At 37.0% G+C, this 2,380-nt stretch carries 4 protein-coding genes; all 4 read left to right on the forward strand.

All coding sequences use genetic code 11. The features are described 5' to 3' along the window. Nucleotides 1–1,702 (forward strand): VirD4-like conjugal transfer protein, CD1115 family (locus HMPREF1253_RS07655; protein WP_023056211.1); only part of this gene is annotated, 1,702 nt, incomplete at its 5' end. A 53-nt stretch (nt 1,703–1,755) separates the two neighbouring features. After that, on the forward strand, nt 1,756–1,887 hold the full coding sequence (locus HMPREF1253_RS10630) for a hypothetical protein (RefSeq protein ID WP_019034762.1): 132 nt from the start codon (nt 1,756–1,758) through the stop codon (nt 1,885–1,887). Then, nucleotides 1,868–2,179, forward strand: coding sequence for a hypothetical protein (locus HMPREF1253_RS07660; RefSeq protein ID WP_000807037.1), 312 nt, complete (start codon nt 1,868–1,870; stop codon nt 2,177–2,179). The genes HMPREF1253_RS10630 and HMPREF1253_RS07660 overlap by 20 nt, the downstream gene beginning before the upstream one ends. A 3-nt stretch (nt 2,180–2,182) precedes the next feature. Further along, on the forward strand, nt 2,183–2,380 hold a 198-nt coding region (locus HMPREF1253_RS07665; protein ID WP_023056212.1), incomplete at its 3' end, for a Maff2 family mobile element protein.

The raw sequence follows: 2,380 nt of genomic DNA on the forward strand, positions 1-2,380 counted from the left end.
CCTTGCATTTTTCTATGTTGGCAATATCTTCTCTCACCATGTACGAGCTTATACTGGTGGCGATGTAATAGACAAAATCTTTCAAGGGATATTAGAGCTTAACACCATGAGCTTTCTTCCAAGTATTCATCCTACGGATATTTTAATTGGTGCAGGAGTAGCAGCTTTAATTAAATTCATTGTCTACAGCAAAGGCAAAAATGCAAAAAAGTTCAGACAGGGAAAAGAGTATGGTTCAGCAAGATGGGGAACGAGAAAAGATATAGAACCGTATATGGATGAAAAGTTCCAGAACAATATCTTACTTACACAAACAGAACGATTAACTATGAACGGCAGACCAGCTAATCCAAAGTATGCAAGAAATAAAAATGTTTTGGTTATAGGTGGTTCAGGCTCCGGAAAGACAAGATTTTATGTAAAACCGAACTTAATGCAAATGCACAGTAGCTATTGTGTAACCGATCCTAAAGGAACAATAGTCCTTGAGTGTGGCAAGATGCTTGAAGATAATGGCTATGAGATTAAAATTCTAAATACCATAAACTTCAAAAAGTCTATGAAGTACAATCCATTCGCATATATTCGTTCTGAAAAAGATATTCTAAAGCTTGTTCAGACAATTATCGCAAACACGAAGGGCGAGGGAGAAAAAGCAGGTGAGGATTTTTGGGTGAAAGCTGAAAAACTCTACTATACAGCACTTATCGGATATATCTGGTATGAAGCTCCAAGAGAAGAAAAGAACTTTGCAACACTACTTGATATGATAGACGCTTCAGAGGTAAGAGAAGATGATGAAACCTACATGAATCCGATTGATAGACTCTTTGAAGCATTGGAAAAGAAAGAACCGACACACTTTGCGGTGAAGCAATATAAAAAGTACAAATTGGCTGCTGGAAAAACTGCCAAGTCAATTCTAATATCTTGTGGAGCAAGACTTGCACCTTTTGACATAAGAGAGCTAAGAGAACTAATGAGTGAAGATGAACTTGAGCTTGATACACTGGGAGATAGAAAGACAGCACTCTTTGTTATCATCTCCGATACAGATGATACTTTTAACTTTGTGGTATCTATTATGTATTCTCAGCTATTTAACTTGTTATGTGATAAGGCAGATGATGTGTATGGAGGAAGATTACCTGTTCATGTAAGATGCCTACTTGACGAGTTTGCAAACATCGGCTTAATTCCAAAGTTTGAAAAACTGATAGCGACAATCCGTTCCAGAGAAATATCAGCGAGTATAATTCTTCAAGCACAATCTCAGCTAAAGGCAATCTATAAAGATAATGCTGACACAATCGTGGGCAACTGTGATAGCACTTTATTTCTTGGTGGAAAGGAGAAAACAACACTTAAAGAGCTTTCTGAAACGCTTGGTAAAGAAACCATTGACCTTTACAACACATCGGAAACAAGGAGTAATCAAAAGAGTTTTGGACTTAATTATCAAAAGACAGGTAAGGAGCTTATGAGCCAAGATGAAATTACGGTCATGGACGGCGGTAAATGTATTTTTCAGCTTCGTGGTGTCAGACCTTTTCTATCAGATAAATTCGATATTACAAAACACAAGAACTATAAGCTGCTTGAGGACTATGACAAGAAAAATTTGTTTGACATAGAAAGCTATATGAAGCGAAAAGGAAAAGCAAAGCTGAATAGGGAAACAGTTATTACAAGAGTGCAGTAAGTCTAAAGAACATAGATTTGCTGCTTTTTTATTACTCAAAGCCAGGAGGTAAGATGATAAGAATACGAAGTCCCACTAAGAAAAAAGTAAATAGGATGAGCATTAGCGATTGGAAAAGAAAAAACTCCAATCGCTTTTTTATTGAAAGAAAAGGAGAAATTTTTAATGAAGCAAGAAATGATTAACATCAATGCCAATTTATTGGCAGAGCCCACTTTCTCAAATTTTGACAAAGAGGGAGAAACTGTTGAGGTTGCAAACTTCACGCTTGTAAAAAAGTACGGGAAAGGCAAGGAGTATATCAACTGTGCCGCCTATGGAGAAAAATCGGAGAAAGCAAAGGACTTTGAAAAAGGCGATTTGATTCATATCTTTGGTTACTTTAAGAAGCGTGAAAAAGAGGGAAAGACTTACAAAAACTTTGTAGTGAAGTCATATAACAAGATTGAAAAGAAAGAAGAAAGCGAGGAGGAATAAATTATGGAATTTTTTACACAGGCAGTTAATGTATTAAAGATTTTGGTAATGGCAGTAGGTGCAGGACTTGGAGCATGGGGTGTTATCAACCTGATGGAAGGTTATGGGAATGACAATCCGGGTGCAAAATCTCAAGGTATTAAGCAGCTTATGGCAGGAGGCGGTATTGTCCTTATCGGACTTAAGCTGATTCCGCTACTT

Origin of the sequence: Peptoniphilus sp. BV3C26 (assembly GCF_000478985.1) — a bacterium.
Taxonomy (GTDB): Bacteria; Bacillota; Clostridia; order Tissierellales; family Peptoniphilaceae; genus Peptoniphilus_B; species Peptoniphilus_B koenoeneniae.

Bases quoted from the DNA above. Each gene is read 5' to 3' on its own strand.
- HMPREF1253_RS10630 (WP_019034762.1), top strand. From the start codon at position 1,756: ATGATAAGAATACGAAGTCCCACTAAGAAAAAAGTAAATAGGATGAGC.
- HMPREF1253_RS07660 (WP_000807037.1), top strand. From the start codon at position 1,868: ATGAAGCAAGAAATGATTAACATCAATGCCAATTTATTGGCAGAGCCC.